This is a genomic window from Agrobacterium larrymoorei (assembly GCF_037722385.1).
GTDB classification, from domain to species: Bacteria; Pseudomonadota; Alphaproteobacteria; order Rhizobiales; family Rhizobiaceae; genus Agrobacterium; species Agrobacterium larrymoorei_C.
Window position 1 is genome coordinate 24157 of record NZ_JBBKAQ010000009.1, and the last position, 24646, is coordinate 48802.

The following is a 24646-nucleotide window of genomic DNA, read 5'->3' on the forward strand; positions in this document are numbered from 1 at the left end:
GTGGCGAAGGCACCTGCAACCGAACGCAAGACCGGAGAAACCGGCATGAGCTCCATGCTGGACTATCGCGCATTGCCGGGCGTTGCCGATGAAATGCTGGATATAGACGGCCGCATCCGTCCCGTCTGGCAGCCCTTCGTCAATGCGCTTTCGCGCATGGATGAGCGTGAGTTGCACGACCGCTTCTCGCGCACCGACCGGTATCTGCGCGATGCCGGTGTCTTCTATCGCGACTATAGCGCCCAAGGGGTCGGGGGTGGCGGCAGCGAACGCAACTGGCCGATCTCGCACGTCCCTGTCCTGATCGACGATGCCGAATGGCAGGTCGTCTCCAAAGGCCTCGTCCAGCGCGCCAACCTGCTCGAAGCCGTCGTTGCCGATATCTACGGCGAGAACAAGCTGGTGCAGCAGGGCTATGTGCCGCCTGCCCTCATCGCTTCCAATCCAGAATTTCTGCGCCCCATGGTCGGGGTCAAACCCGCCAACGGCCATTACCTGCACTTTTGCTCCTTCGAGATTGGCCGTGGGCCGGATGGAAACTGGTGGGTGCTGGCCGATCGGGCCCAGGCACCATCCGGTGCGGGCTTTGCGCTGGAAAACCGCGTGGCCACCACCCGCGCCTTTTCCGATATCTATGCGGAAGCCCATGTCCATAGGCTTGCGTCCTTCTTCGGTGCGTTTCGCGATACGTTGCAGTCGCACCGCCAGCATGTGGATGAGCGCATCGCCGTCCTGACGCCTGGCCCTGCCAGCGAAACCTATTTCGAACACGCCTATATCGCTCGCTATCTCGGCTTCATGCTTCTGGAAGGCGAAGACCTGACGGTCGTCAACAACCGCGTGATGGTGCGCACCGTTGCGGGCCTGAAGCCTGTCGGTGTTCTGTGGCGGCGTCTCGATGCATCCTATGCCGATCCGCTGGAGCTCGACCAGAATTCCCATATCGGCACGCCTGGCATGGTGCAGGCGCTGCGCGCCGGCTCGCTCAACATGGTCAATGCGCTCGGCAGCGGCATTCTCGAGACCCGCGCGCTTCTTGCCTTCATGCCTGCCATCTGTCGCCACATCCTCGGCGAAGATCTTGCCATGCCGACGATTGCCACATGGTGGTGCGGCCAGCCGACCGAGCGTCAGCAGGTGGCCCGCAATATCGAGCGCATGGTCATCGGCCCCGCCTATTCGCGCTTGCCCTTCTTTGACGATAACGGCCAGTCGGTGCTCGGCTCGACACTGCGCGAGACGGCCAAGGATTCGATCAGCGACTGGCTGGCAACCGACGGCCACAAGCTCGTCGGCCAGGAGGTCGTGACCCTCTCCACCACACCCGCCTTTGTCGATGGCAAGCTCGTGCCGCGACCCATGAGCCTTCGCGTCTTCGTTGCCCGCACCCAGGATGGCTGGCAGGTGATGCCAGGCGGCTTCGCCCGCATCGGTCGCAGCAACGATGTCGCCGCCATCGCCATGCAGGCCGGTGGCCGCGCGGCCGACGTCTGGATCGTCAGCGACAAGCCGGTGGAGCGCACCACGCTCCTGCCGCCGGAAGAAAACTTCATCCGCAACATGCCGGGCAGCCTGCCAAGCCGCGCCGCTGACAATCTCTTCTGGCTGGGACGATACATCGAGCGCTCCGAAGGGGCGCTTCGCATCCTGCGCGCCTGGCACGCACGCTACGCCGAATCCGCCGATCCGAAGCAGCCGCTGCTGGCCCATGTCACGGGCTATCTGGAGACCGTCGATATCGACGTGGAAGAGGCCATTCCGTCCAGCCTGATTGCCAATATCAACAGCTCGATCTACTCGGCTAGCAACATCCGCGACCGCTTCTCGCCGGATGGCTGGCTGGCGCTGAACGATCTGGCAAAGACCGCCCGCCGCTTCCAGAGCAAGATCCACGCGGGCGATGACGCCACCCACGCCATGACCATCCTTCTGCGTAAAGTCGCGGGCTTTGCCGGTCTGGTGCATGAAAACATGTATCGCTTTACCGGCTGGCGCTTCCTGGCGATCGGGCGTTATCTGGAGCGCGGCCTGCACATGACGCGGCTGCTTGCCCATATGGGCGGCCCGGAGGCGCCCGACGGCTCCTTCGACATGCTGCTCGAAATCGGCGACAGCGTCATGACCCACCGCCGCCGTTACAATGTGAATACGGCCGCGCTGACCGTCATGGACCTTCTGGCGCTCGATCCGCTCAACCCGCGCTCCATTCTCTTCCAGCTGAACGAGATCCGCGCCGAAGTGGAGCAATTGCCAAACGCCTTCGTCAACGGCCAGATGTCACCCTTCTACCGCGAAGCCATGCGCATCCATTCGACGCTTGCGGTCATGACCTCGGAAAATCTCTCCGGCGATGTCTTCCGCCAGTTGGAGAAGGATCTCGAACGGCTCTCCGACATCCTCGCGCAAACCTATCTCGGATAGTCGATGCTCTACGATCTCTCTTTGCATATGGGCTATCTCTACGACACGCTGGCATCCGGTGCGCGCCACATCATCCGTGTCACGCCGTTGTCCATTCCAGGTCGGCAGAGGCTGGTCGCGTCCGCGCTTACCGTCTCGCCGACGCCGGAAGAGCGCACCGTATTCGATGATTTCTTCCATCAAAGCGCCACGTCGATCTATCTGCGCGCCCTCCACGACAAGCTCGACATTCGCATGCAGGCCCGCGTGGCGGTGGACAGCCCGTCGCTGACGGCGGATTTTTCCCCCCAGCTCGACAAGCTTCAGGCTGAGCTTGCAAGTATCAACTCGCTCGATCCGCAAGCACCGCACCATCTGGCGGGCGCAAGCCCACGCATCGGCGAAGATGCTGCGATTGCGGCTTACGCGCGCGACATCGCCAAGCCCGGCATGACGGTGCGCGAAATCGCCTTTGCGCTGTGCCAACGCATCTACAAGGACTTCAAATATGATGGCGAGGCCACGACGGTGGATACGACGCCGGCGCAGGCCTTCAGGCTGAAGCGCGGCGTCTGCCAGGATTTCTCCCACATCATGATTTCGGCACTGCGCAGCCTCGGCATTCCGGCGGGTTACGTCAGCGGTTTCTTACGCACCATTCCCCCACCCGGCAAGGAGCGGCTGGAAGGCGCAGACGCCATGCATGCCTGGGTACGTGTCTGGTGCGGCGAGGCAGACGGCTACATCGAGCTCGACCCCACCAACGACATCGTTGCCGGCAGCGACCATATCGTCGTCGGCTATGGCCGCGATTACGCCGATGTGGCCCCTGTCATCGGCGTGTTAAAAAGCTACGGCAACCAGAAAATCACGCAAGCGGTCGATGTCGTTCCGGTCAGTTGATCATCCTGATTGCCATTGAAAGTGGTCCATGACGGACTGTTTTCGAGGAAAAAACGTCACCCTGATAATTATTATTGAATAATAACGCCGCTTTACTCAAACAATAGTGTGCAAGTTAGCAAAGCATCAATAAAGCCGCAGTAAGGCTACCCCCATAAAAAACAAGGCGATAGCCCGGGGGTCGGCTGAATGATGATGGTACGGTCATTAAGAACTTTACTCGCCGACAAGCGCGGCAACTTCGCAATTCTGACTGCACTTGGACTGCCAGTCCTCCTGGGCACCGCCGGTGCCGGCATGGAAGCCACCCGCGTCATGCAGGTGAAAAACGACATGCAGATCGCGCTCGATAGCGCCGTGCTTGCAGCAGCAACGCATGCTCGGCTTGATGAGGGTCGCAGAACCGACGCGGAATATGCCGCGGAGGTCAAGAAGTTCGTTGAAAACTACTCCAAGGGCGGCCTCGATAACGGAAATGGCGGCGGCAGCGGAAACGGAAGTGCCGGCGCAAGCGGAGGCAGCGCCGACAACGGAGGCGGCAACGGAAACGGTAGCGGAAAAGGAAAGGGAATCCTGCTCGATCATGAAGCCCTTCTCGACCATGGGCTCGGGCTCGGTAAAGGTAACGGCAACGGCAACGGCGCTGATAAGGACAAGTCCAAAAAAGACGACACCAAAGTCGATGCGGTTGCGAGCCGCAACGACACGAAAAAAGGCACGAGCTTCAAGATTTCTGGCTCGATCACCCTTAATGTACCCCTTAATCCTCTCATGGGCTTCATCGGTCTCGATGAGGTCACGATCACCGTCAACAGCACGGCCGAAAGCAGCTTCAGCAAGGGTGCGGCTCTTTCCCTCTATCTCGTACTGGATCGCTCCGGCTCCATGGCCTTCAAGACCGATACGTTGGACAAATCCAGGAATTCATGTGACAATTACACGGAGAAATCCTGGCCGAGAGTAGCCTTCACCACCCCGTGCTACGTCAAGAAGATGGCGTCGCTGCAGGCAGCCGTCTCCTATCTGGTGGACACGCTGAACAAGGCTGACCCGTCCTATAACGACAAAGGCAGTCCGGAGTCCGAGTTCATCCGCACCGGCGCCATTGCCTATAATTCGGCAAGCTTCACTGGGCAGAAGATGAGCTGGGGCACGTCGGCCACAGAGCGATATGTTGACGCGATCCCTGCGGTGCCGACAGGGGGCACCAACGCCTATCCGTCACTGACGACCGCTTTCAACACTCTGAAAAGCGCCAATCCGGAAGAGCGCTCGCAGCATGACGCCAAAGGCAACAAGATGTTCCAGCGTTACATCGTGTTCATGACCGATGGCGAAATGACGGATTCGAACATCGACAGTCAGGTGCGGTCCAGTTGCGCGGCCATCAAGGCAGACGGCATCAAGATCTTTACCGTGGCTTTCATGGCGCCGGACAAGGGCAAGTCGCTGCTCAAATATTGTGCCAGCAGCCCGGACAATTATTATGACCCGGAGAACATGGAAGAGATCGTGGCTGCCTTCGGCGAGATCGCCCGCAAAGCCGCCAGCATCCCCACCCGCCTGACCAACTGACGCCAGATCGGCTCCAATACTAGCAAGCGCGCGGCGAAAGCTGCGCGCATTTTGCGTTTTGCGACAGGCTTTCTACAACCTCTCGTGTCCCTTTCTGGGCAATCGCTTCTCTTGCAAAAAGGGCTGTTGCCACAGCCGCTTATCGATGCATAAACTGCAATCGAAGCAGTGCAGCATGCCGTGTGAACCGCGAGGCGATTTGTGGTCGTGGCATGCAACAATGAAAGGATCGAACGCGTGACGAGCCGCTCCCAAGGATCGAGACGCGCTTTGATCGATAGACGACATCAGGCCCCTCTCCTCCCATCAAGGTGCTGACCGACCCATGATCAATAAACTCGCCACCAACGACCTTCCCCGCCCCGCCCCGCGCAGTTCCGAACCGGATGTGCTCGCCTCTGAAATCATCGAGCGCCTGACCTACCGCATCGGCAAGGATGTGAAGGTGGCAAAGCCGCATGATTGGCTGACGGCCACCATTCTGGTCGTGCGCGACCGCATCATCGACAAGTGGATGGAGTCCACCCGCAAGGCCTATCAGAACGATTCCAAGCGCGTCTATTATCTGTCGCTGGAGTTCCTGATCGGTCGCCTGATGCGCGACGCCATCTCCAATCTGGAGCTCATGGAAGAAATCCGCCAGGCGCTGACCTCGCTTGGCGTCGAGTTTGACGTGATCGCCGCACTGGAGCCGGATGCGGCACTCGGCAATGGCGGCCTTGGCCGTCTGGCTGCCTGTTTCATGGAATCCATGGCCACCGTCGATATCGCCGCCTATGGCTATGGCATCCGCTATGTCCACGGCCTCTTCCGCCAGCAGATGGCCGATGGCTGGCAGGTGGAACTGCCCGAAACCTGGCTTGCGCACGGCAACCCGTGGGAATTCGAGCGGCGTGAAAGCGCCTATGAGATCGGCTTTGGCGGCTCGGTGGAGACCATCGGCGGCTATGAAGAGCCACAGCGTTTCGTCTGGAAGCCAGCCGAGCGCATGATCGCCATGGCCTATGATACGCCGGTCGTCGGCTGGCGCGGCACGCGCGTCAACACGCTGCGCCTCTGGTCTGCCCAGCCGATCGACCCGATCCTGCTTGATGCCTTCAATGCTGGCGACCATATCGGCGCGCTGCGCGAAAGCAACAAGGCCGAAGCGCTGACGCGCGTTCTCTATCCGGCGGACGCAAACCCCGCGGGTCAGGAACTGCGCCTGCGCCAGGAATACTTCTTCTCGTCTGCGTCGCTGCAGGACATTCTGCGTCGTCACCTGCAGCAATATCCGGATTTTACCAATCTGCCGGACAAGGTCTCCATCCAGCTCAACGACACGCACCCGGCCATTTCCATTGCCGAAATGATGCGCCTTCTGTGCGACGTGCATGGTCTGGAGTTCGAAGAGGCCTGGACGATCACCCGCGGCACCTTCTCCTACACCAACCACACGCTTCTGCCCGAAGCGCTGGAAAGCTGGCCGGTGCCGCTTCTCGAGCGTCTCTTGCCACGCCACATGCAGATCATCTACGCCATCAACGCCAACACGCTGATCTTCGCGCGCAAGGAAAAGAAGCTGTCGGACGGCCAGATCCGCTCGATTTCGCTGATCGACGAAGGCGGCGAGCGCCGGGTGCGCATGGGCAACCTCGCCTTTATCGGTTCGCACTCCATCAATGGCGTCTCGGCACTCCATACAGAACTGATGAAGGAAACGGTCTTCTCCGACCTGCACACGCTGTTTCCAAGCCGCATCAACAACAAGACCAACGGCATTACACCGCGCCGCTGGCTGATGCAGTGCAATCCCGGCCTGACCAACCTCATCCGCGATGCCATTGGCGATTCCTTCATGGATGACGCCGAAAAGCTTCTCGATCTCGATCGTTTTGCCGAAGATTCGAGCTTCCGCGACAAGTTTGCCGAGATCAAGCGGCAGAACAAGGTGCGCCTTGCCAACACGGTGGCGCAGCGCATGGGCATCCGCGTCGATCCGTCGGCGCTCTTCGATATCCAGATCAAGCGCATCCATGAATATAAGCGCCAGCTCCTCAACCTCATCGAGGCGGTCGCTTTATATGACCAAATTCGCTCTCACCCGGAACTCGATTGGGTTCCAAGAGTTAAGTTCTTTGCCGGTAAGGCCGCGCCGAGTTATCACAACGCCAAGCTTATCATTAAGCTCGCCAACGATATCGCCCGCGTCATCAATAACGATCCGGCAGTGCGTGGGCTTCTGAAAGTGGTATTTGTTCCGAATTATAACGTCTCGCTGGCGGAGATCATGGTTCCCGCCGCAGACCTGTCCGAACAAATTTCGACCGCCGGCATGGAAGCGTCGGGCACCGGCAACATGAAATTTGCTCTCAATGGCGCACTCACCATCGGCACGCTCGATGGCGCCAATGTCGAGATGCTCGAGCATGTCGGGCAAGACAATATCGTCATCTTCGGCAAGACGGCCGACGAGGTGGCGAAAGCCCGTTCCGAAGGTCACAACCCGCGCGCCATCATCGAGAACTCGGCAGAGCTTGCTCAGGCCGTCTCGTCGATCGCGTCGGGCGTCTTTTCGCCGGATGATCGCTCGCGCTTCACCGGGTTGATGGACGGTCTTTACAACAATGACTGGTTCATGGTCGCCGCCGATTTCGATTCCTATGCGCAAGCGCAGCGCGATGTCGACGCCATCTGGAGCAAGCCCTCCAGCTGGTATGAAAAAACCGTTCGCAATACCGCGCGCATGGGCTGGTTCTCGTCCGACCGGACGATCCGCCAATACGCCACGGAAATCTGGAGAGCCTGATGAAAAAACCGCTCAATTCGGCCGAAGACAAGACCTTCAATCCCATACCCACGGCCGAAATCGAGGCAATCAAGAGCGGTTTGCATTCCAATCCTTTTGCAGTGCTCGGTGTCCACCAGACGCCGGGCGGCCTGGTGGCGCGCTGTTTCATCCCCGGTGCCGAAGAGGTGACGGTGATGACGCTTGACGGCAACGTTGCTGGAGAGCTGACCCGTACCGACGACGACGGTTTCTTCGAAGGCGTGATCGACATTTCCAAGCGCCAGCCGGTGCGCTACCGCGCGCTGCGTGACGATGCCGAGTGGGCAGTCACCGACCCTTACAGCTTCGGCCCGGTTCTCGGTCCCATGGACGATTATCTGGTGCGTGAAGGTTCGCATCTGCGCCTCTTCGACAAGATGGGCGCCCACCCCCTGAAGCTCGAAGGCGTCGAAGGTTTTCATTTTGCCGTCTGGGCACCGAATGCACGCCGCGTCTCCGTCGTCGGCGATTTCAACAATTGGGATGGCCGCCGCCACGTCATGCGCTTTCGCAAGGACACCGGCATCTGGGAAATCTTCGCACCGGATGTCTATGCCGGCTGCGCCTACAAGTTCGAGATCATCGGTCCCCATGGCGAGCTTCTGCCGCTGAAGGCCGACCCCTATGCGCGGCGTGCCGAGCTTCGCCCGAAGAATGCCTCCGTCACCACCCCCGAACTCGTGCAGGAGTGGGAGGACGAGGCGCACCGCAAGCATTGGGCCAGCATCGACCAGCGCCGTCAGCCGATCAGCATTTACGAGGTCCACGCCGCCTCATGGCGCAAACGCCAGGACGGCTCGATGCTGACCTGGGACGAGATGGCCGCCGAGCTTATCCCCTACTGCGCCGATATGGGCTTCACCCATATCGAGTTTCTGCCCGTCACAGAACACCCCTACGATCCCTCCTGGGGCTACCAGACGACCGGCCTTTATGCGCCGACCGCCCGCTTCGGCGAGCCGGAAGGTTTTGCCCGCTTCGTCAACGGTGCCCACAAGGTCGGCATCGGCGTGATCCTGGATTGGGTGCCTGCCCACTTCCCGACCGACGAGCATGGCTTGAAGTGGTTCGACGGCACCGCGCTCTACGAGCATGCCGATCCGCGCCAGGGCTTCCACCCGGACTGGAACACCGCGATCTACAATTTCGGTCGTGTCGAGGTCATGTCCTACCTCATCAACAATGCGCTCTACTGGTCGGAAAAATTCCACCTCGACGGCCTGCGCGTCGATGCGGTCGCCTCGATGCTCTATCTCGATTATTCCCGCAAGGAAGGCGAGTGGATCCCCAACGAATATGGCGGGCGCGAGAACCTGGAATCGGTCCGCTTCCTGCAGAAGATGAACACGCTGGTCTACGGCAATCATCCGGGCGTCATGACCATTGCGGAAGAATCCACCTCCTGGCCGAAGGTCTCCCAGCCCGTGCATGAAGGCGGTCTCGGCTTCGGCTTCAAGTGGAACATGGGCTTCATGCACGACACGCTGAGCTATTTCTCGCGTGAACCCGTGCATCGCAAGTTCCATCATCAGGAACTGACCTTCGGTCTGCTCTATGCCTTCAGCGAAAACTTCGTGCTGCCGATCTCGCATGACGAAGTGGTGCACGGCAAAGGCTCGATGATCGCCAAGATGCCGGGTGACGACTGGCAGAAATTTGCCAACCTTCGCGCCTACTACGCTTTCATGTGGGGATATCCCGGCAAGAAGCTGCTGTTCATGGGCCAGGAATTTGCGCAATGGAGCGAGTGGAGCGAGAAGGTCTCGCTCGATTGGAACCTCCTCCAGTACCACATGCATGAAGGCATGCGCCGCCTGGTGCGCGACCTGAACTTCACCTACCGCTCCAAGGCAGCACTTCATGCGCGCGACTGCGAGCCGGAGGGCTTCGAATGGCTGATGGCCGACGATCACGACAATTCCGTCTTCGCCTGGCTGCGCCGTGCGCCCGGTGAAAAGCCGGTGGCCGTCATCTCCAACCTGACGCCGGTCTATCGCGAAAATTACTACGTGCCGCTTCCGGTTTCCGGACGCTGGCGCGAAATTCTCAATACCGACGCCGAGATTTATGGCGGCACCGGCAAGGGCAATGGCGGGCGGGTCCATGCGGTGGATGCCGGCGGCAGCATTGGCGCGACGCTCACACTTCCGCCGCTCGCCGTCATCATGCTGGAGCTGGAGAACTAATCCGCTTTGCGCCGCAGGGACGTGAGGCAGACAAGAATGGAGGCGTGATGGGACACCTTAAAAACTCCCAACACGTTTGAGACCAAGGGAACAGTAGACTTTTATGGGAGGACTCGAGCGATGAGTGAAAAGAGAATTCAGCCTCTGGCACGTGATGCAATGGCGTATGTCCTCGCGGGCGGGCGCGGCAGCCGCCTGAAAGAACTGACCGACCGTCGGGCAAAGCCCGCGGTCTATTTCGGTGGCAAGGCGCGCATCATCGATTTCGCGCTGTCGAACGCGCTGAACTCCGGCATTCGCCGCATCGGTGTTGCCACGCAATACAAGGCGCACTCGCTGATCCGCCACCTGCAGCGCGGCTGGGACTTCTTCCGCCCCGAGCGTAACGAAAGCTTCGATATTCTGCCCGCCTCCCAGCGCGTTTCCGAAACGCAATGGTATGAAGGCACGGCCGACGCCGTCTATCAGAATATCGACATCATCGAATCGCACGGGCCAGAATATATGGTCATCCTCGCCGGCGACCATATCTACAAGATGGACTACGAATACATGCTCCAGCAGCATGTGGATTCCGGTGCCGATGTCACGATCGGCTGTTTGGAAGTACCGCGCATGGAAGCCACCGGCTTTGGCGTCATGCATGTCAACGACAAGGACGAGATCATCGCCTTCATCGAAAAGCCGGCCGATCCGCCGGGCATTCCAGGGGATGAGGAACACGCGCTCGCCTCCATGGGCATCTATGTCTTCCACACCAAGTTCCTGATGGAATGCCTGCGCCGTGATGCGGCCGACCCAAGTTCCAGCCGCGACTTCGGCAAGGACATCATTCCTTACATCGTCGAACATGGAAAAGCCGTCGCCCACCGCTTCGCTTCATCCTGCGTGCGCTCGGATTTCGAGCACGGTCCATACTGGCGCGATGTGGGCACAATCGATGCCTATTGGCAGGCCAATATCGACCTGACCGATATCGTTCCGGATCTGGATATCTACGACAAGTCCTGGCCGATCTGGACCTATGCCGAAATCACGCCGCCGGCGAAATTCGTCCATGATGATGAGAACCGCCGCGGTTCCGCGGTCTCCTCCGTCGTCTCCGGCGATTGCATCATTTCCGGCTCCTCGCTCAACCGCAGCCTTCTGTTTACCGGGGTTCGCGCCAATTCCTATTCGCGTCTCGAAAATGCCGTGGTGTTGCCGAGTGTGAAGATCGGCCGTCACGCGCAACTGAGCAACGTCGTGATCGACCACGGCGTCGTCATTCCCGAAGGGCTGATCGTTGGTGAGGATCCTGTTCTCGATGGCAAACGCTTCCGCCGCACCGACAACGGCATCTGCCTGATAACGCAATCGATGATCGACAAGCTGGATTTGTGAGCCTCATGAATGTTCTTTCGGTCGCGTCCGAGATCTATCCGCTGATCAAGACCGGGGGGCTCGCCGATGTTGCCGGCGCGCTTCCCATCGCATTGAAGGCCTGCGGCGTTCACACCCGCACGCTGATCCCCGGCTACCCGGCCGTCAAATCGGCAGTCAAGGACGCCCATAAGGTTGGGGAATTCCCTGATCTTCTCGGCGAACATGCCGATATTCTCGCAGGCGAGCATGAGGGTCTGGACCTCCTGATCCTCGATATTCCCTCGCTCTACGACCGGCCGGCCGGCCCCTACCTCGATTCCACCGGCAAGGACTTCGACGACAACTGGAAGCGATATGCCGCCCTGTCGCTCGCCGCTGCCGAAATCGCCGCAGGCAAGCTTTCCGGCTGGCAGCCGGATCTTCTGCACGCGCATGACTGGCAGGCCGCCATGGCCCCGGTCTATATGCGTTATGCCGAAACACCAGAAATCCCAAGCCTGCTGACGATTCACAACATCGCCTTCCAGGGTCAGTTCGGCGCCAATATCTTCTCCGAACTGCGCCTGCCACCGCATGCCTTTGCGACCGAAAGCATCGAATATTATAACGATATCAGCTTCCTGAAGGGCGGGTTGCAGACGGCGACAGCGCTCTCCACCGTCAGCCCATCCTACGCCGAGGAGATTTTGACCCCGGACTACGGAATGGGGCTCGATGGCGTTATTCGCAGCCGCGCGCATGTTCTGCACGGCATCGTCAACGGCATCGACGCAGAAGTTTGGGATCCGGCAATCGACCACCTGATCCAGGAAAACTACTCGTCCGCAAACCTCAAGCTGCGCGCCTTGAACAAGGCCGCCGTCGCCAACCACTTCCGCGTGGACCATGACAACGGCCCGCTCTTCTGCGTCATCTCCCGCCTCACCTGGCAGAAGGGGATCGACCTGATCGCCGAGGTTGCCGATGATATCGTCGAAATGGGCGGCCGGCTTGTGGTGCTGGGCGCCGGCGAAATCGCGCTGGAAGGCGCGCTGATGGCGGCCGCCACCCGTCACCCCGGACGCGTTGGCGTGGCCGTTGGCTATAACGAGCCGCTGTCGCATCTGATGCAGGCCGGCTGTGATGCCATCATCGTTCCCTCCCGCTTCGAGCCTTGCGGCCTGACCCAGCTTTATGCGCTGCGTTATGGCTGCGTTCCCGTCGTTGCCCGCAACGGGGGCTTGAACGATACGGTGATCGATGCCAATCACGCTGCTGTTTCCGCCAAGGTCGCAACCGGCGTCCAGTTCACCTCCGTCACACCGGATGGGCTGCGCCAGGCGCTCCGCCGCACTATGCGATATTACCGAGACCCGAAGCTGTGGACGCAGATGCAGAAGCAGGGGATGAAATCGGATGTTTCCTGGGAAAAGAGCGCAGGACTTTACGCCGCGCTTTACACCCAACTTACGTCGAAAGGCCATTGAATGTCGATCAAGACCGTCCAGACCACGCCGTTTCAGGACCAGAAACCCGGAACGTCCGGCCTTCGCAAGAAGGTGCCGGTTTTCGCGCAGGAGAACTACGCAGAGAATTTCATCCAGTCGATCTTCGACAGCCTCGAAGGCTTTGAAGGCCAGGCGCTGGTGATCGGCGGCGATGGCCGCTACTACAACCGCGAGGTCATTCAGAAGGCGATCAAGATGGCTGCAGCCGCAGGCTTCGGCAAGGTGCTGGTCGGCCAGGGCGGCATTCTCTCCACGCCTGCCGCCTCCAACGTCATCCGCAAGTACAAGGCCTTCGGCGGCATCGTTCTCTCCGCCAGCCACAATCCAGGCGGCCCGAACGAAGACTTCGGCATCAAGTACAATATCGGCAATGGCGGCCCGGCCCCTGAGAAGATCACCGACGCCATCTTTGCCCGCACCAAATCGATCGAAACCTACCGCATCGCCGATGTCGCCGATATCGATCTTGACCGGATCGGCACCAGCGACGTTGCCGGCATGCAGGTGGAAGTCATCGATCCGGTGGCCGATTACGCCGCTTTGATGGAAGAACTCTTCGACTTTGGCGCGATCCGCGATCTGATCGCTGGCGGCTTCAAGGTCGTGGTCGATTCCATGAGTGCGGTGACCGGTCCTTACGCGGTCGAAATCATCGAGAAGCGCCTTGGCGCACCGGCAGGCTCGGTCCGCAACTCCGTACCGCTGCCCGACTTCGGCGGCCATCACCCGGACCCGAACCTCGTTCACGCCAAGGAACTCTATGACGACGTGATGAGCCCGCAAGGCCCCGACTTCGGCGCCGCCTCCGATGGCGATGGCGACCGCAACATGGTCGTCGGCAAGGGCATGTTCGTCACGCCTTCGGATTCGCTTGCGATCATCGCCGCCAACGCCAAGCTCGCCCCCGGCTATGCATCGGGCATCTCCGGCATCGCCCGCTCCATGCCGACCAGTGCAGCTGCAGACCGCGTGGCGGAAAAGCTCGGCATCGGCATGTATGAAACGCCAACCGGCTGGAAGTTCTTCGGCAACCTGCTGGATGCCGGCAAGGTCACCGTCTGCGGCGAGGAAAGCTTCGGCACCGGCTCCAACCACGTGCGCGAAAAGGACGGCCTCTGGGCCGTGCTCTTCTGGCTGAACATCGTCGCCGCCCGCAAGGAAAGCGTGAAAGACATCGTCACCAAGCACTGGGCCGAATATGGCCGCAACTATTATTCGCGCCACGACTATGAAGAAGTCGACAGCGACGCCGCCAACACGCTCGTCGCAACGCTGCGCGAAAAGCTCGCCACCCTTCCAGGCACCACCTATGGCAATCTGAAGGTCGAAAAGGCCGACGACTTCGCCTATCACGACCCGGTCGATCAGTCGGTCAGCAAGAACCAGGGCATCCGCATCCTCTTCGAAGGCGGCTCCCGCATCGTGCTGCGCCTCTCCGGCACCGGCACATCGGGCGCAACGCTGCGCCTCTATGTGGAGCGCTACGAGGCCGATGCGGCCCGCCACAATATCGAAACCCAGGAAGCGCTCGCCGACCTGATTGCTGCAGCAGACACGATTGCCGGGATCAAGAAGCACACGGGCCGCGATGCGCCGACGGTGATTACCTGATCTGCGGTTGGCAGGATTGGCGCGCCCCTCCGCCGTTATGACAGGTGGGCACCCCCCTCTGCCCTGCCGGGCATCTCCCCCTCAAGGGGGGAGATCGGCCAGAAGTAAACTCGCCCTCATCATTTATCGTCGAGAGTGGAGAAATCTCTTCGCTGAGTTAGCCGAAGAGGCGGGCGGTCAACCCAACGCGATCTCCCCCCTTGAGGGGGAGATGTCCGGCAGGACAGAGGGGGGTCCTTCACAAAAATCCTCTGGTCTTCGACTAACAAGATGACGGCGCAAGCCCCACCCTCAAACCCAAACGGACCCGCCATGCCAACCAACTCCACGTTCCCCCAAGGCGCAGTCCCCACACCAACCGGCACGCAGTTCTCCGTCTACTCCCAACACACCACCAAACTCGAACTCTGCCTCTACGACGCCGTCGGCAACACCGAAACCGCGCGCCTCCCCATGCAGCCCGGCGAAGACGGCATCCACCGCCTCACCGTCCTGCAGGCCACCATCGGCACCCGCTACGGCTACCGCGCCCACGGCCCCTACGCGCCGGACCAGGGCCTCTGGTTCGATCCGGCCAAGTTGCTGCTCGATCCCTACGCCACGACAATCGACCGTCCCTTCCAGAACCACAAAAGCCTGTTCACCTACGGCAAAGACACCGCCGCCGTCATGCCCAAGGCCATCGTCGCGAAGGACACGGCCGTCACACCCGAGCCACCCCGCTTCAACCGCACCGGCCTCATCTACGAAGTCGCGGTCAAGCCGTTCACCATGCTGCATCCTGAGGTGCCCGACGCCATCCGCGGCACGGTCGCAGCGCTCGCCCATCCTGCCATCATGGCGCATCTGCAAAAGATCGGCGTCAGCGCCGTTGAATTGATGCCGATCACCGCCTGGATTGACGAGCGGCATCTACCGCCGCTGGGTCTCACCAATGGCTGGGGCTACAACCCGGTCGGGTTCATGGCGCTCGATCCGCGTCTCTGCCCCGGCGGCATCGAAGAATTGCGCGACACCGTCGCCAAGCTGCACGAAGCAGGCATCGGCGTCATCCTCGATCTGGTCTTCAACCACACTGGCGAGAGCGACCGCTTTGGCTCGACGCTATCGCTGCGCGGGCTCGACAACCTCACCTATTTCCGCCACGCGTCGAACGACCCCGGCACGCTGATCAACGATACCGGCACCGGCAACACCGTTGCCTGCGACCACCCGCAGGTGCGCAATCTGGTGATCGAAACGCTCCGCCATTTCGTCGCCCATGCCGGTATCGATGGCTTCCGCTTCGATCTCGCCCCCGTTATCGGCCGCACAGCGGAGGGCTTCGATCCGCAAAGCGAAACTCTGCGCCAGATGCATGAAGACCCGCTTCTGGCCGACCGGGTGCTGATTGCCGAACCCTGGGATATCGGCCCCGGCGGCTACCAGCTCGGCAATTTTCCTGCGTCCTTCCTCGAATGGAACGACCGCGCCCGCGACGATATCCGCCGCTATTGGCGCGGCGACGATCACACCATGGGCGCGCTTGCCGACGCGCTTGCCGGCTCCGCCCCGATCTTCTCACGCAACGCGCGCACCGAAACCCGCAGCGTCAACTTCATCGCTGCCCATGATGGCTTCACGCTGTTCGATCTCGTCTCCCACGCTCACAAGCACAATGAGGCGAATGGCGAGGAGAATCGCGACGGGCACAATGACAACCACTCCTGGAACAATGGCATCGAAGGCCTGACCGACGATCCCGCGGTCAAGGCCGCTCGGATTGCCGACGCCAAGGCGCTGCTCGCCACCCTCTTCGTCACCCGCGGCACGGTGATGCTGACGGCAGGCGATGAAGGCGGGCGCAGCCAGCGCGGCAACAACAATGCCTATGCCCAGGACAACGGTATCACCTGGGTAGACTGGAAAGTACTTTCGCCTGACCTGATCGACCACACCGCCTTCCTGGCAAAGCTGCGCCAGCGCTTCGCAGTCTTTGACGAAAGCACCTTCTTCTCCGCAGACAGCGGCGAAATCGAGTGGCTATCCCCCTTGGGAGACCCCATGCGCGACGAGGACTGGAACCACCCCGATGCCACGACCTTCGCCATGGTGCTGAAAACACTGGACCGGGAGACCGGCAAGGCGGTGCGCCTCGCCACCCTTATTAACCGCAGCCGCAACGCCATTCCCTTCACCTTGAAGGGTGACGGATGGAAGCCGCTCGGCGTCAATTTCGGCGTGCCCGCCTGGCTGCCGCCGCGCTCCGTCGTCTTCTATCTTGCCGGTTGATCGGGCCGCGAGCATCGGCCTATAACATCTATCAAAAAGGACGATGAGCCGTGAAACACGTATCGCTGAGCGAAGTGAAGGATTTGGTCGGCACGGAAGTGGGCGTGTCCGACTGGATCACCGTCGACCAGGCAATGATCGATGCCTTTGCAGGCGCCACGCTGGACAACCAGTTCATCCACACCGATCCAGAACGCGCCAAAGCCGAGAGCCCCTTCGGCGGCACCATTGCCCATGGCTTCCTGACCCTTTCGCTGCTGTCGGCCATGAATTACAGCGCGCTGCCGAAAATCCGCGAACAGACCATGGGCATCAACTACGGCTTTGACAAAGTCACCTTCGTCGCCCCGGTCAAAAGCGGCGCGCGCATTCGCGGACACTTCACCCTGGCAGAAGCCCGCTTCCGCGGTGCCGCCATGCTGACGACCAGCTATGATGTGACGGTGGAGATCGAAGACGAAAAGAAACCCGCGCTTACCGCTCGCTGGACGACCATCTCTCAGTTCGACCCGAAGGATAGGCCCGAAGACGCGTGAGCTTTATTTAGCGCAAACGCTTTGGTTTGCGTCTGAAGAAGCTTGCTGAGACACCGCAGGGAGTACGCCATGCCGGAAGCAATCGTTAAAGAGGCATTCCAGACGCAGGCCAAGGCTTGCGATGCGCTCGGTTCCCCCTTCACCGCAAGGCTCTGCAGGCTGCTTGCCGAAAAGCTGGACAGCGCGCAAGGTGCGGTGGCGAAAGCCATCCTCACCTGGCCTGGCCCGCCCGGCCCCAGCGACGATTCCGTGCCGCTGCGCACCGCCGGTGCACTGCATGCGCTGGTCCTTCTCCACCGTATCGATCCGCTGATCGAACTTATCGATGGCTCGCTATGGACAGCCGTCCAGGCGGCGTTCCGGCAGCACGAGGCCTTCATCCTCGATCGTCTGACATCACCACCGCAAACCAACGAAGTCCGCCGCTCCGCCGCCCTCCTGCCCGGCCTCTTCATCGTCGCCGAGCGCACCGGCAAGCCGTTCATCCTCTCAGAAGTCGGCGCGAGTGCCGGCCTCAACCTCCAGCTCGACCGCTACCGCTATCGTCTCGGCAAAACGCAGTGGGGCGCGACAAGCCCCGTCCTCCTCTCCCCTGAATGGCGCGGACAAGAGCCGGACATCCCCGGCACCTTTACGGTCATCGAGCGCGCGGGCTGCGATCTCAACCCCTTGAACCCGTCTTCTGCCGATGATCGCCTGCGCCAGCTCTCCTACATTTGGGCTGACCAGAAGGATCGGCTGGAGCGCACGCAAAACGCGCTCAGCATTGCGGCAGACAATCATCTTCAGGTGGAAAAGGCAGACGCCGTCGACTGGCTGGCAAAGCGGCTGGAGACCCCAAGGCCGGATGCTGCCCACATCATTTTCCACTCCATTGCCTGGCAATATTTTCCCGACGCCCTCAAACAGAAGGGCGAAGCCTTGATCGCCGAAGCCGGCGCCCGTGCCACCGCAGACGCTCCTCTCGCGCGGCTGCAAATGGAAGGCGACGGCCAGCCCAGCGGCGCGGCGCTGACCCTGCAAATCTGGCCAACCGGCGAAAAACAGGAGATCGGCCGAGCCGATTTTCACGGGCGCTGGGTGGAGTGGAAGGGCTGGGTCAATTGAGCACTCCGGCTTGCAGCCGATAGGAAAAGTGAAACAGTCTACGGTTCATCTTCTAGCTGCAGCCCTTGACGCCGTCTATGACGCTCTACGCGGACAATGCCGAGCGTAAGCAATTGAACTTATTTGTTCTTAATGACTGGAACCCCCACACCATTTCTTGCGTTATCGCAATTATTGTTCGGGGGAACTCCATATGGCGCACAATGTCACACAACCGGATGATGCAGGCGAGCAGAAGACAGAGCTCAAGCGCGTCATGGGGCCGGGGCTGCTGCTTCTTTTTATCGTCGGCGATATTCTTGGTACGGGCATCTACGCACTGACGGGACAGGTCGCAGCCGAGGTTGGTGGCGTGGTCTGGCTGCCCTTCCTCATCGCTTTCGGCGTGGCGTTGCTGACAGCCTGCAGCTATCTCGAGTTGGTGACGAAATATCCGCGCGCTGCGGGTGCAGCGCTCTACACGCACAAGGCCTTCGGCGTGCACTTCATCACCTTTCTCGTCGCCTTCACCGTCATGTCGTCCGGCGTCACATCCGCCTCGACAGCATCCCGCGCCTTTGCCGCAAACTTCGCCACCGTCACCGGCTTCAATTTCGGCGGCTTCGGTGTCACCGGCATCGCCATCGCCTTCATCATCGCCGTGGCACTCATCAATTTTCGCGGCGTCGGTGAAAGCGTGAAGATGAATGTGGTGCTGACTGTGGTCGAGTTGACCGGACTCCTGATGATCATCTGCATCGGCTTCTGGGCGATTGGAAACGGTCAGGGGGATGTGTCGCGCGCCTGGACGTTTGAGCCCGCCGGAGAACACGGCGTCATCTGGTCGGTGGTGGCCGCCACCACACTGGCCTTCTTCGCCATGGTTGGGTTCGAGGATTCCGTCAACATGGCGGAAGAGTGCAAGCAGCCCGCCCGCATCTTCCCGAAAGTGCTGCTCGGTGGCCTCGTCATCACCGGCGTCATCTATATTCTTGTTGCCATTTCCGCCATTACGCTCGTTCCCGCTGCCGAACTTGGTGAAGGCGAAACGCCGCTGTTGAAGGTGGTGCAGGCCGGCGCACCAAACTTCCCGATCGGCATCTTTGCCGTCATCACCATGTTCGCAGTCGCCAATTCGGCGCTGATCAACATGATGATGGCAAGCCGCCTGATCTATGGCATGAGCCGCGAAGGCGTGCTGCCGCCAGCCCTCGGCAAGGTCCATGCCGGCCGCCGCACGCCCTTTGTGGCCATCATCTTCACCTCGCTGATTGCCGTCGGCCTCATCGCTTTTGCAGGCGGCGTGCCAGCCCTCGGCGGCACCACGGCACTCCTGCTGCTCGGCGTCTTCACCATCGTCAATGTCGCCGTGCTGGTGCTGCGCAAGGACAAGGTGGCCCACAAGCATTTCCGCACCCCGACCATCCTGCCGGTGCTCGGCGCCATCAGCTGCTTCTTCCTTGTCGGCCCGTGGACCGGGCGCGACCCTGTGCAATATTCGATTGCCGCCGTGCTGCTTCTGATCGGTGTCGTGCTCTGGGCAGCAACGGTAGGCTTCATGCGGGCGCAGGCAAAGGAGGCGTGAGGCATAAAAGCGCTTTCCCGTGTTGGGACAACCGACCAAATCCTCCGTCATCCTCGGGCCCGACCCGAGGATCCACATTTTCAAACGCTTAGCCGGTTAGCGATGGATCCTCGGCTCAAGGCCGAGAATGACGGAGACGAGAGATTCAACCTCCCCGCAACGCCGTGCGGCAAGGACTGCCATCCCAAACCGCCTCGGACCTCAGCTGAAAATTATTGGCGTCCATCCCCCGGCACCCTCATCACGACGATACTACGCAGGATCAATCATGCTGACGACTCTCGCAACGATTTCGTCGGTGGTTGCCTCGTCCAGCGTGTCGACAAGTCTAGCGGATTTTTGCTTTACCCGCTCAACTATGTCGAGCGCTCTTACCTGATTGCACAGCGCAACACCGGTCGTCTTATGGCCAGAAATATTGACGGCGAGACCAGCCCTGCGGGTAAAGGCGCCGCCTGTTGTGATCGGCACCGTCAGGCACATGCCGACCATGTTGATCTCACGAGGAGTGATCACCACACATCGGTGATCATCCTTCATTTCATTCCCAACCACGGGATTGAGGTCGATGAGAAAAACGTCGCCGCGCTTTGGAACGTTGCTGCGGACCATCAAAAGACTTCTTTACCGACAGGCGGGCTGACATTCCAGGACGCCGCCTCCTTGTTGAGTGCAGCCATTTCGTCCGCGCCCTCGAGCAACTCTGCCAGCGTATACCTCTTCTTAGCCTGCTTAGGCGTCGCCACGAGAGACCCGTTGCTGACGGCTAGCGTCAGCTCCGCGCCAACTTCCACACCGAGCATCTTCAAAAGCGCGGGTGGGATGCTGAAGACGGTTGCACCACCCTGACGACGAATTTTTGCTGTGTTGCTCATATGCGTTGCTCCATGATGTGCTACAAAAATAGCACATAATCCGAGCGGCGCAAGAGAACGTCCAAACCATCCCGACAGTTGCGCGGCACGGTGGGAGAGATACCCCCCCAACCTGTCGGCCGGCAGGGGCTGCTTTCTCAAGCGTCCCGCGAACCCTCGTCCAGCAGACCGAACACGTAGTCCGCAAAGGAACGCCAGCACTCCACGCGGAAGGTGTCATCCGCCACGCGCAGCAGAATGACTTCCGCCTTGCCGAACACCGTGCGGGTGCAGGCACCCACCGGAAAAGCGGCGAGCGACAGGTCCTGCGGGCAGCCGGCATTGATCGTCGTTTCGGCGCCTGGGCCGGAGACGATGATGGCGAGGTTGCGGTGGGAGACGTCGGTGGCGGAGAAGAGGCCGGTGGTGCCGGAAAGGGCTGCCATCAAGTCGGCCTCACCCTGGTCGATCACCAGCCATTCATCCGGGCCTATCCACAAGGCGGAACGCAGTCCCGATGTCGCAGAGGTTTTCGGGCGGGTCGGCAGCGCAAGCTCGAGCGCTTGAGAGACCGCCTCTATCGCCTCTGGCCGCGCACGCAGCACCAGCCGGTAGGCCGGAGCCGCAGGCTTGATGGAGGTGCCGGCGGAGCCGCCATGCACGCCGTCGAGAACGAATGTACGCTTTGCTGTTGCCAAATCAGCCATTGATCCGGCCTCCTTCCTTGTCGAAGAACACCATGTCCGTCACCTCGACTGCAATCGTCCTGTCGGCGAGCGGAATGTAGAGGGTCTCACCCATCCGCGCCCGGCCATCGGCCACCAGACCGAAAGCGATGGCGCGACCAAGATTTTCGGACCAGTAGGACGACGTGACGTGACCGAGCATCGTCATCGGCTTTGGTGCATTTGGATCGACGACGATCTGGCCGCCCTCTTCCGGCACCTCATGGGCGTTCTTCGGCAGAAGACCGACGAGCTGCTTGCGGCCGCTGCGGGTCAGATCCGGGCGCTGCAGGCCGCGAATACCGACGAAATCCGTCTTCTTCTTGGAGACGGCCCAGCCGAGACCCGCATCGTCGGGCGTCACTGTGCCGTCCGTATCCTGGCCGACGATGATATAGCCCTTTTCGGCGCGCAGCACGTGCATCGTCTCGGTGCCGTAGAGGCAGCCGCCGACAGCCTTGGCGCGCTCGGCAATGGCCTGCCATACGGCCGGGCCGTAATCGGCAGGCACGTTGACTTCGAAGCCGAGTTCGCCGGTAAAGGACACGCGGAAAAGACGTGTCGGCACGCCGCAGATCTTGCCCTCGGCCACCGCCATGTGCGGGAAGGCCTCCGGCGAAAGATCGATGCCTTCCACCAGCGGCGCAATCACCTCACGCGCCTTCGGTCCCTGCACCGCGATCACCGCCCATTGTTCGGTGGCGGAGGTCAGCCAGACGTTGAGATGCGGGAATTCCGTCTGCAGATAGTCTTCCATGTGGTGCAGCACGCGTGGCGCACCGCCCGTCGTCGTCGTCACGTGGAAGCGGTCTTCCGCCATGCGGCCCACCACGCCATCGTCATAAACGAAGCCGTCTTCGCGGGTCATGATGCCGTAGCGGCAGCGGCCGGGCTTCAGTGTATCCCAGGCATTGGTGTAGAGCAGGTTGAGGAACTTCGCCGCATCCGGGCCGACAACCTCGATCTTGCCGAGCGTGGAGGCATCGAAGACACCGACGCTTTCGCGCACCGTCTTGCACTCGCGGTTGACTGCCTCATGCATGTCTTCGCCCGCACGCGGATAGTACCAGGCGCGCTTCCAGTTGCCGACATCCTCGAAGGCCGCACCCTCTGCTTCTTCCAGAGCATGCATCGGCGTCTTGCGGGCTGGGTCGAACAGCTTGCCGCGCGAGTGGCCGACCAGCGTTCCGAAGGTCACCGGCGTATAGGGCGAGCGGAAGGTGGTGAGACCGACCTTCGGCAGATCGCGGCCTAGCGCTTCCGACGCAATGGCAAGGCCATGCATGTTGGACATCTTGCCCTGGTCGGAGGCCATGCCGTTGGTGGTGAAGCGCTTGATGTGCTCGATGGAGTGCATGCCTTCGCGCACGGCGAGGCGAATATCCTTGGCGCAGACATCATGCTGGAAATCGATAAAGGCCTTGACGCTGTGGTCGGCACCCGCACCTTCGGCAGCGCCGATCATGCCGCCGGTCCAGTGACGTGTGTTACTGCCGGAGACCGACACGTCTCCGCCACCAGCCGCAGCCGCTTCGGAAAGCAGCGCGGAGAGATCGTCGGTGCCGTTGCAGGCGCCGACGGACACACCGTCCTGCGCATAGACATCCGGCAGGAAGCGCTGATTGGCCGCATCATATTTCAGCTTGCCGCGAGACTGCGAGAAGAGATGCACCGATGGCGTCCAGCCGGCCGAAACGATCAGCGCATCGACAGCGATCTTGCGCTTGCCCGAACCGCCATTGCGGCCAACCGTCATGGAGGTGACGCGAAGACGGCCAGCTGTATCGTAGACGCTGTGGCCGGCGAGCACTTCGATGCCGAGCGCACGTGCCTCATCCAGAAGCTTCTGGTCCGGGTTCGGACGGCAGTCGACGATGGCTGCGATCTTCACTCCGGCGCGCTTCAGGTCGAAGGCCGCCTCGTAGGCGCTGTCGTGGGCGGTGTAGACGCCGACATTGTGGCCGACAGCCACGCCATACTGGTTGAGATAAGTGCGTGCAGCCGACGCCAGCATGATGCCGGGGCGGTCGTTGTTGGCGAACACCATGTGGCGCTCGATGACGCCGGTTGCCATGATCACCTTTTTGGTGCGCACCTGCCATAGGCGCTCGCGCGGCTCATGTAGCGCCGGGCTTGCCAGATGGTCGGTCACGCGCTCGGCCAGACCAATGAAGTTGTGGTTGTAGTAACCGAAGACAGTGGTGCGGGTCAGCACCTCGACATTCGGCATGGCCTTCAACTCGGCCACCACCGACTGCGCCCAGTCATAGCCGTTCTTGCCATCGATCACGGTGCCGCTTTCGAAACGCAGCGCACCGCCAACCGTCGGGTTCTCATCGACCAGAATGACCTTGGCACCGGTCTTGGCAGCGGACAGTGCCGCCGTCAGACCGGCAGCGCCGCCACCGGCAACCAGCACATCGCAATGGGCAAAGCGGCTGGCATATTGGTCGGTATCGCCCTGCTTCGGCGCGCTGCCGAGACCGGCGGCGCGGCGGATGATCGGCTCATAAATCTTGTGCCATGCAGCCTTCGGCCACATGAAAGTCTTGTAGTAGAAGCCCGCAGCAAAAAAGGGCGAGAAGAAATCGTTGATCGCGCCAACGTCGAAAGAAAGCGACGGATAGCGGTTCTGCGACGAGACGATGGCACCATCGAAGACTTCCTGAACCGTGGCGCGCACATTCGGCTGGCGGCGGGATGCATCGCGCGACACGTCGATCAGCGCATTCGGCTCTTCCGGACCGGCAGACAGAAAGCCGCGCGGACGGTGATACTTGAACGAGCGGCCGATCAGGTGGACGCCATTGGCAAGCAGCGCGGACGCAACCGTGTCGCCCTGAAGCGCCGTATAGCTCTTGCCGTCGAAGTTGAAGCGGGCGGTGCGGGCAGGCGTCAGGCGACCGGCACCCTTGATACGGTAAGCGCCACTCATCGGGCTGCTCCTTCGCTTGTGGAGAGAAGCGAAGCCTCATCCGGCTTCGGCTCGCCTGCCTTGTATGTCAGGTGAAACTTGTCGGTTACGGAATGGCGCGCCGCGTTGAAGAAGCGACCGCAGCCATGGATATGGCGCCAGCGCTCGTAAACCATGCCCTTGTCGTTATCGCGCATGAAGAAATATTCGGAAAATTCCTCATCGGAAATTCCGGCAATGTTTTCAGGGCGGGCAATATGCGCCTCGCCAGCCCAGCGGAACTCCAGTTCAGAGCGTTCTTCTTCGCAATATGGACAACGGATCAGCAGCATGATGTTC

General features: G+C 60.9%; 17 protein-coding genes. 12 read left to right on the forward strand and 5 right to left on the reverse strand.

The annotated features are described in order from the left end of the window. The 12 genes from WKI41_RS12210 to WKI41_RS12265 all read left to right on the forward strand — a co-directional run bounded on the left by WKI41_RS12210 (window position 1) and on the right by WKI41_RS12265 (window position 19814). Window positions 1–2421 carry a circularly permuted type 2 ATP-grasp protein gene (locus tag WKI41_RS12210; protein WP_425341024.1) on the forward strand — a complete coding sequence of 807 codons (2421 nt, stop codon included), beginning with the start codon at window positions 1–3 and terminating at the stop codon, window positions 2419–2421. A gap of 3 nt (window positions 2422–2424) precedes the next feature. Next, complete coding sequence (locus WKI41_RS12215; RefSeq protein WP_340193784.1) at window positions 2425–3303, forward strand: transglutaminase family protein; 879 nt, start codon at window positions 2425–2427, stop codon at window positions 3301–3303. A 189-nt stretch (window positions 3304–3492) separates the two neighbouring features. Continuing rightward, window positions 3493–4878: a vWA domain-containing protein gene (locus tag WKI41_RS12220; RefSeq protein ID WP_340193785.1), complete on the forward strand. Its 1386-nt coding sequence runs from the start codon at window positions 3493–3495 to the stop codon at window positions 4876–4878. 325 nt (window positions 4879–5203) lie between these two features. Beyond that, window positions 5204–7666: a glycogen/starch/alpha-glucan family phosphorylase gene (locus WKI41_RS12225; protein WP_340193786.1), complete on the forward strand. Its 2463-nt coding sequence runs from the start codon at window positions 5204–5206 to the stop codon at window positions 7664–7666. After that, window positions 7666–9873: a 1,4-alpha-glucan branching protein GlgB gene (gene glgB / locus WKI41_RS12230; RefSeq protein WP_340193787.1), complete on the forward strand. Its 2208-nt coding sequence runs from the start codon at window positions 7666–7668 to the stop codon at window positions 9871–9873. The genes WKI41_RS12225 and glgB overlap by 1 nt, the downstream gene beginning before the upstream one ends. 120 nt (window positions 9874–9993) lie before the next feature. Further along, window positions 9994–11256 (forward strand): glucose-1-phosphate adenylyltransferase, encoded by a 1263-nt coding sequence (gene glgC / locus WKI41_RS12235; RefSeq protein WP_340193788.1) that lies wholly within the window; start codon window positions 9994–9996, stop codon window positions 11254–11256. A 5-nt stretch (window positions 11257–11261) separates the two neighbouring features. Further along, window positions 11262–12704 carry a glycogen synthase GlgA gene (gene glgA, locus WKI41_RS12240; protein WP_340193789.1) on the forward strand — a complete coding sequence of 481 codons (1443 nt, stop codon included), beginning with the start codon at window positions 11262–11264 and terminating at the stop codon, window positions 12702–12704. Next, the gene (locus WKI41_RS12245) at window positions 12705–14336 is read left to right on the forward strand and encodes an alpha-D-glucose phosphate-specific phosphoglucomutase (RefSeq protein WP_340193790.1); all 1632 of its coding nucleotides are present in this window, start codon (window positions 12705–12707) and stop codon (window positions 14334–14336) included. A 312-nt stretch (window positions 14337–14648) separates the two neighbouring features. Then, window positions 14649–16607 carry a glycogen debranching protein GlgX gene (glgX, locus tag WKI41_RS12250; protein WP_340193791.1) on the forward strand — a complete coding sequence of 653 codons (1959 nt, stop codon included), beginning with the start codon at window positions 14649–14651 and terminating at the stop codon, window positions 16605–16607. Window positions 16608–16657: 50 nt separating this feature from the next. Further along, window positions 16658–17143: a MaoC family dehydratase gene (locus WKI41_RS12255; RefSeq protein ID WP_340193792.1), complete on the forward strand. Its 486-nt coding sequence runs from the start codon at window positions 16658–16660 to the stop codon at window positions 17141–17143. 69 nt (window positions 17144–17212) lie between these two features. Continuing rightward, the gene (locus WKI41_RS12260) at window positions 17213–18250 is read left to right on the forward strand and encodes a DUF2332 domain-containing protein (RefSeq protein ID WP_340193793.1); all 1038 of its coding nucleotides are present in this window, start codon (window positions 17213–17215) and stop codon (window positions 18248–18250) included. Between the two features lie 193 nt (window positions 18251–18443). Continuing rightward, window positions 18444–19814 (forward strand): APC family permease, encoded by a 1371-nt coding sequence (locus WKI41_RS12265; protein WP_340193794.1) that lies wholly within the window; start codon window positions 18444–18446, stop codon window positions 19812–19814. A 252-nt stretch (window positions 19815–20066) separates the two neighbouring features. Here the strand turns inward: WKI41_RS12265 and WKI41_RS12270 are convergent, their stop codons facing one another. From WKI41_RS12270 to WKI41_RS12290, 5 genes are all read right to left on the reverse strand, one after another. After that, on the reverse strand, window positions 20067–20426 hold the full coding sequence (locus tag WKI41_RS12270) for a type II toxin-antitoxin system PemK/MazF family toxin (RefSeq protein ID WP_340193795.1): 360 nt from the start codon (window positions 20424–20426) through the stop codon (window positions 20067–20069). Next, window positions 20426–20689 carry an AbrB/MazE/SpoVT family DNA-binding domain-containing protein gene (locus WKI41_RS12275; protein WP_062598912.1) on the reverse strand — a complete coding sequence of 88 codons (264 nt, stop codon included), beginning with the start codon at window positions 20687–20689 and terminating at the stop codon, window positions 20426–20428. Before WKI41_RS12275 ends, WKI41_RS12270 begins: the two co-directional genes overlap by 1 nt. Before the next feature lie 137 nt (window positions 20690–20826). Further along, window positions 20827–21375 carry a sarcosine oxidase subunit gamma gene (locus tag WKI41_RS12280; RefSeq protein WP_340193796.1) on the reverse strand — a complete coding sequence of 183 codons (549 nt, stop codon included), beginning with the start codon at window positions 21373–21375 and terminating at the stop codon, window positions 20827–20829. Next, complete coding sequence (locus WKI41_RS12285) at window positions 21368–24328, reverse strand: sarcosine oxidase subunit alpha family protein (protein WP_340193797.1); 2961 nt, start codon at window positions 24326–24328, stop codon at window positions 21368–21370. Before WKI41_RS12285 ends, WKI41_RS12280 begins: the two co-directional genes overlap by 8 nt. After that, on the reverse strand, window positions 24325–24639 hold the full coding sequence (locus WKI41_RS12290) for a sarcosine oxidase subunit delta family protein (protein ID WP_340193798.1): 315 nt from the start codon (window positions 24637–24639) through the stop codon (window positions 24325–24327). The genes WKI41_RS12285 and WKI41_RS12290 overlap by 4 nt, the downstream gene beginning before the upstream one ends. Window positions 24640–24646 lie beyond the last annotated feature (7 nt).